Source organism: Parahaliea aestuarii, from assembly GCF_008064635.1.
GTDB classification, from domain to species: domain Bacteria; phylum Pseudomonadota; class Gammaproteobacteria; order Pseudomonadales; family Halieaceae; genus Parahaliea; species Parahaliea aestuarii.
Genome location: NZ_VRYZ01000001.1, coordinates 933,925 through 939,924 on the forward strand (window position 1 = coordinate 933,925; position 6,000 = coordinate 939,924).

Here is a 6,000-nt window from a genome sequence, read left to right on the forward strand (position 1 = left end):
GACGGGCAGATACTGGCGCCCATCTGATGACATTTGGTTGATGGGAGGAAGATCAATGGACAAGCCTGCAGCAAAAGAATCAGGCACCACCTGGAACACACCAGCCACTGAGGCAGCGCGCATTGGCGTCACCACGCGCACCCTGGCGCGCTGGCGGAGATCAAGGGTTGGCCCGCCTTGGTTCCAGGTTTGCGGAGGTATCCGCTACCGTCCTGATATTACTGACGCCTACCTGCTCGAAACCCGCCAAGATCCTGTAGCGGAGGCGGCTGAATGAGCCCCGCCCTTCATAATCCCCAAACTGACCGCCTGCAACGCCACACCTCCGCCCTCGATGACTTGATCCTTGATGTCGGCACCGGCCGTCTGCGGCTGGGCGGTGTTCAGGCCTCCGATGAGGTGCCCGGCCTGGCCGTCAAGCTCTCACAGATCCTCCGCAACGCGAGGGCCCAAGCATGATTAGCCGCCGGGCACCGTGTTTCGCTGGTATGCCGGCGCACTGGGTCGACGAGGATGGAGCCCCTCTTTTCAACGAGCGCGGCGCCTTGGCAACAGACGATGACGTGCGTAGATCGGGATATTTTGAGGAACTGGATCGGCTGACCCTGGAGATGTGCCAGCAGGAACGCGCTGCTGGCGAGAAGCTGCCCGACTGGCTGCTTGAAGTAGAGCTTGCGGCATTCCAGCGCCAACGGCCAGCACAGGGGAGGGCAGCGTAGTGGCTCGAATTCGTACTGTGAAGCCCGAGTTTTGGCAGGATGAAGACCTGGCGGCTGTTTCGGAGTCCTCGCTACTCCTTGCTGTAGGCCTGCTCAACCATGCTGACGATGAGGGTTATTTCAAAGCACACCCCGGCTTGATCAAGGCTGCTGTATTCCCGCTCCGTGAGCCCTCACTGAGCATTCACGGAATGTTCAGTGAGCTTTCAAACGCGGGGTATCTGGAGCTTTTCGAAGGCACAGATGGCAAGCAGTATGGACTGGTTCGGAATTTCTCTAAGCATCAAAGGATTAACCGCCCCAGCCCCAGCAAAATCGCGAGTTTGCGGCAAATCACTGAGGATTCAGTGAACGATCATGGAGGGCTCACCCCCGGAAGGGAAAGGAACAGGGAACAGGGAAAGGAGCAATGTCCGGCCGAAGAACCGCCGGACGTTTCGTTTGATGACTTCTGGAAATCCTGGCCAACTGACCTAAGCGAGAAGGGAAATCGGAAGCGGGCAAAGTCCCAATGGGACAGGCTGCGACCTGATCAACAACTGGCAACTGAAATACAAATCAAGCTCTGTGCCCAGGCCGAGCAGAAACGGGCACTTCGAAGCCGTGGAGAGTTCGCCCCGAGCTTCCAGCACGCCGAACGCTGGTTGCGTGATCGCGGATGGGAGAGCGAAATTCCCGAGTACAACGAGCCTGGTTGCGGGGAGCACATCGTATGAACTTCCAAGGCTTCGATGAGCACAAGTACAACGACCGTTCCCTGTTGGCGTTCCTTGGCCAGCAAGAGTCCCAAAACATCGCCTGGGGTGACGCCTACACCACCGAGCTACTGGATTACTTCCGTGACGGCCAGGTGTTGACCGGGGCCAAACTTCCCTGGAGCAAAACACACGATCTGATCCGCTTCCGTCCCGGTGAAGTCACGGTTCACAGCGGCATGAACGGTCACCGCAAGTCCATGGTGTGCGGCCAGATTATGGAGTGGTTTGCGCTTTGGGGTGAGCCCTGCGGGATTATGAGTTTCGAGATGCCCATCCGAGACACCCAGAAGCGCATGTGCCAGCAGGCTGCGGGGAGTTATCACCCTGGGCCGGGGTTCATCCGCGATTGGTCGCAGTGGAACCACCAGAACCTCGCCTATTTTGACAAGCTCGACACCGTCCCTTCTGGCCGCGTTTTGGGCGCTGTTTATTTTATGGCCGAAGCTATGGGCTGTAAGCACATCCTGATCGACTCCCTGACCAAGTGCGGGCTGCCCTACGGAGAGCGCGGAGCGGAGAAAGAATTCATCGACGCACTGTGCGCCACGGCGAAGGCATTCCAGATCCACATTCATTTGATCTGCCACGTCCGAAAGCCGGAGAAGCGTGGCGAAGAATATGTTCCCGGCAAGTTCGATGTCCGCGGGGCGGGTGAGCTCACCGACCTGGTTCACAACGTGATAATCCATTGGGCTGATAAGAAGAAACTGGCCCTGCAGCAGCTCCGGAAGGCCAACAAGCCCCTCAGTCCACAGGACATGGACTACATCGAGAAGCGCCCTGACCAGCGGTTTGTGGTGGCGAAGCAACGCAACGGCGAATTCGAGGGGGTCATCGGGCTGGCCTTTGGAGAGGGCCTGCAATTCAACGAAGGCCGGCAACTTCCTTTTGAGATACCCCGCAGCGGAGGCCAGGCGGCCTGAGCCGCGGAAATCGTAACAATGAAAACGACAATCGAGGAACCAAAGATGGAAGCGAACAAACTTGTAGAACTACGTACCGACACCCTTGCCGTCCAGGGGGTACTGGTGCGCGCCGATGGCGATCACGCATGGATTGCCGAAGCCGTAATCAGCCAGGGTGGAAAGCCCACCCGAGACCTACTGATAAAAACTCTCGTGCGGGTTAAAAACTCAGCGGTTCGCGCGGCGGCGGAGATTCAGCGCACCGATTTGCTCTACGACTACGCGGCGATCACCGCGCTTCCTGATGTGGGCAACAACTTGTCGGCCTGGGTCGGTGGCGAGGAGCTTAAAGGAGTCGTGGTTTCACACGAGCCCCTGGCGATCAAGGACGGTAGCGGTCGCAACTGGGGACTGGCTGACCCGGATGTTCTGGACACGCTGATTGACCGGGGCCGCGCCCGCTCGCTGATTGCGGCTGCCCTGAAACCTCAGGCACCAGTGACTATACGGCGCCCACAGGCAAAGCCGGCTCCTGCTGCGAAGGCTGCAGCCCTTCCCAGGTTCGTCGTTGAGTACGTGGCCGGTAATGAACCGGTCAAATTGGAGGTTGAAGCCGAAGGGCCAGCAGAAGCCCGGGAGAAAGCCGATGAACTGTGCAGTCTCCGGTACCCTGACGCCTCATTCCTGGGCCTTCGCGAGTCTGCGTAGGCCGATGGAAAAGTTAGTGTTCAGTTCAAGTTTTGGCAGGCGGTCGGAGGTCGGTATTTTGCGCCCTGGCCGTGCGAATCAGTCTGGATCTTTTGGCCAGAAGCGATCCTCGGTCAGGATACACATAAATCCGTCATCACTGTCTTCAGCCGGGGAGCGTGGCGCTTTCGCTCCCGGGATGATGAACGGCTCCCCTCCATACCTCGCCAACCGCGCCCTGACCCACCAGACCAGCCCCCACAGCGCGACTACGGCTATGCCAATCAAGATAGCGGCTTTCATTGTTGGCGGCTCCTGCTGGCCCAGTGGGGCGGTTATCGCAGAACCAAAGCTACGCTCCCGGCAATTCGGCCGCAAGGCGGCGCCTCAAAACTTTCAATTTCAGGCGGCGACCCCGGGCGTGGTAGCGTCAGGTCGCCTCGACCTTCATCCTCACCTGGAGAACGACCATGGCAATCTACGACCAACCGTTTGCCCACAAGGGCGCCCGCAACGCACAAGCGGCGCAGAACGCCATTGATCAGCACCGCTATTCACGCCTTCAGCGCCCCGCACAGCCAGCGGCCCAGCCTTCCCAGCTAGCCAGACCATCCGTGGCATCGAGGGCCGGGAGCGCAACAGCGCGCGCAGCCAGTGCCACCAAGGAGGTGCTGACCCGGCCTCGCAATCTGGGCTATGGCACCGTGGCCAAGGCGGGCGCAAAGGTCGCGGCCAATGTGGGTGGCCGGCTGCTCAGTCTCCCGTATCACGCGGCCGGCGCCATCGGCTATTACGGCGGTGATGCACTCAAAGACACAGCTCCTGCCGAGGCCTTGCAGCGCCCGCTTACCAATGCGATGGCGAGGCTTTCAGGCACGGATGACCTGCAAGCCCGAATGTTGTCGGACGATCCAGAGGTTTCTCGGGCCGCGATTGCCGAGTACCGGGAAGGGGAAGCTAATCCATCTTTACTGAAGCGCACGGTCGATAGCGTCACAGGTTACTTCGCGAACAACGACAACGGGGCCCAGAAGCAATCCCCCGCTCCGAGTGACCCCACTTCTCAAACCAATGCCGAGCGCTATGTGCCCAGAGCTGGCGATGAATCGGCAGTCCTTGCGCACACCACCACCCAAGGCCAGCCTGCCGGCGCTGCGGTCAATGCCGGGAGCCCCCAGGCAATCGAAGGTACGAACTACAGCTATGCCGGCCAGTACGGGGACAGCCAGGTGATTGCTCGCCCGTCGACCCCGACTATTCCTGCTCGCAACCGTGACGGCAGCCTGGCGGCCGACCCCTACGCGCCGGTCACTGAGTTCACCGATGATCGCACCGCTTTCAGCCGCCCCGGTGCTAGCCAGCCGGCCCAGTCCGAGGAAGCCCGCGCCCAGCAGGCCCGGGAGCAGTACATCGCCAACACCACCGGCAGCGATGGCCGGCGCTATTTCGGCGGTTCCGCCACCGAGCGCCTGCGCAGCCTGCAGATGGCCGAGGCCCGCCGCGGTGATCCTGCCGGTACCGTAGAGCGGCAACTGGACGAGGAAGGCCTGACGCCCGAGCAGCGCGCAGCCTACCGCGCCGATTCGGTGGGGGCTTATCAGGTGGACGCTCATGCCAGCAGTGCCAGCGCCAAGGCGCAGATGGATGCCTTCAAGCAACAGCAGGACGCGACCCGTGATCGGCGTCAGGCCAGCCGGGAAAGTGCTAAGGAGGCGCGCCTAGCCCGGGAAAGCTCTCTGAATGAGGCAGATCAGATTCTGCTCCCCTACAAGGAGAGCATGCCAGAGGTCTATTCGCAGTTGATGGCCATCGCCGGCGAGGCTTACAACCCCAACCATGGCCCTTCAATGAGCCAGATCGTCGGGAGCTTGCTTTCTTCGATCAAGACCAAAGATGGCGTACCGGTGCTAGGGGAGGATGGGAATGTGATCTTCCAAGAGCCCCCGATTCCAAATGACAGCGGCGAAGTAAACTGGGATGACATCTTGTAGCGTTCTGAATGTTCGCGGGCTGGGCAAGTGATGCTTCGAGAAGGCCGATGACCGGAACGCTCACAGCAAAGCAGGAGCGATTCTGTCAGGAGTACCTGGTAGACCTGAATGCCACCCATGCGGCGGCACGGGCCGGATACAGCGTCAGAACTGCAAAGCAGGCCGGCGCTGAGAACCTGTCAAAACCTGTCCTGATGGCGCGCATCGAGCAACTGAAGGCCGAGCGCCTGGAGCGGATTCAGTTCGATGCAGACTATGTATGAGACGCCTCATTGAGATTGATCAGATGGACGTTGCCGAGATGCTGGGGGACGGTGGCGAGGTTCTGCCTGTCAGGGTCTGGCCGCTCCCCTAGCGCCGGACGCTCTCCGGGTTTGATGTTTCGGAGTATTGGGATGGCGCCGGCGATCAGCGGGAAATGACCGGCTTGCTCAAGAAGATCAAGTGGCCCGACAAGCTGAGAAACCTCGAGTTGCTGGGCAAGCATGTGGCGGTAGGCGCCTTCAGGGAAACCATCGACCACAACCACCGGGGCAAGGTGAAGACAATCACCCGCCGTATCGTGGATGCCGCGGGTAGCACTGATTGAGGCGATCAGGGCGCGCCATTGGTGAACTGGCCGCCCGAGACTGAACACCGTACACCATAGGGGAGAGGGCATGATTGACGAGATTGTCATTCAGGGGTTGCACAAGACTATCAGGCGGGGTGACCTGCCAAAGCTGCTGTTCGCGCTGCCAGAGGGCACCGGGGGGCTGCGCTGGCTGGCGGTGAAGTACAACACCGATCAGGCCACCAAGCTAATTCGCTGCCTGCGTATTCCAGACCAAGCCTGCCACTGATTCCACGCGAAGCCTGCCACCCATTCCACGGCAAAGCTGCCACTGATTCCAGGGCAAGCCTGCCACCCCGGCAGGCAGCCTGAGGGCACCCAACAGAG

9 protein-coding genes are annotated in these 6,000 nt (G+C 60.4%); all 9 read left to right on the forward strand.

Annotated elements, in window-relative coordinates; translation table 11 throughout:
* Positions 1-55 precede the first annotated feature (55 nt).
* The 9 genes from FVW59_RS19580 (at position 56) to FVW59_RS19585 (ending at position 5,902) form a co-directional block, all read left to right on the forward strand.
* On the forward strand, positions 56-277 hold the full coding sequence (locus FVW59_RS19580; protein WP_187275747.1) for a DNA-binding protein: 222 nt from the start codon (positions 56-58) through the stop codon (positions 275-277).
* Entirely contained in the window at positions 274-459 is a 186-nt protein-coding gene (locus FVW59_RS04240) for a hypothetical protein (protein ID WP_148062952.1), read from the forward strand. The genes FVW59_RS19580 and FVW59_RS04240 overlap by 4 nt, the downstream gene beginning before the upstream one ends.
* Before the next feature lie 259 nt (positions 460-718).
* On the forward strand, positions 719-1,435 hold the full coding sequence (locus FVW59_RS04245; RefSeq protein WP_148062953.1) for a hypothetical protein: 717 nt from the start codon (positions 719-721) through the stop codon (positions 1,433-1,435).
* Complete coding sequence (locus tag FVW59_RS04250) at positions 1,432-2,400, forward strand: P-loop NTPase family protein (RefSeq protein WP_148062954.1); 969 nt, start codon at positions 1,432-1,434, stop codon at positions 2,398-2,400. The genes FVW59_RS04245 and FVW59_RS04250 overlap by 4 nt, the downstream gene beginning before the upstream one ends.
* A 45-nt stretch (positions 2,401-2,445) precedes the next feature.
* Positions 2,446-3,090 (forward strand): hypothetical protein, encoded by a 645-nt coding sequence (locus FVW59_RS04255; RefSeq protein ID WP_187275748.1) that lies wholly within the window; start codon positions 2,446-2,448, stop codon positions 3,088-3,090.
* Between the two features lie 449 nt (positions 3,091-3,539).
* Positions 3,540-5,060, forward strand: coding sequence for a flagellar biosynthesis protein FlhF (locus tag FVW59_RS04260; RefSeq protein WP_148062956.1), 1,521 nt, complete (start codon positions 3,540-3,542; stop codon positions 5,058-5,060).
* Positions 5,061-5,107: 47 nt separating this feature from the next.
* Complete coding sequence (locus tag FVW59_RS19675; protein ID WP_222711407.1) at positions 5,108-5,323, forward strand: terminase small subunit; 216 nt, start codon at positions 5,108-5,110, stop codon at positions 5,321-5,323.
* Between the two features lie 155 nt (positions 5,324-5,478).
* The gene (locus FVW59_RS19680) at positions 5,479-5,649 is read left to right on the forward strand and encodes a terminase small subunit (protein WP_222711408.1); all 171 of its coding nucleotides are present in this window, start codon (positions 5,479-5,481) and stop codon (positions 5,647-5,649) included.
* Between the two features lie 70 nt (positions 5,650-5,719).
* Complete coding sequence (locus tag FVW59_RS19585) at positions 5,720-5,902, forward strand: hypothetical protein (RefSeq protein ID WP_187275749.1); 183 nt, start codon at positions 5,720-5,722, stop codon at positions 5,900-5,902.
* The last annotated feature ends 98 nt before the right edge of the window (positions 5,903-6,000 follow it).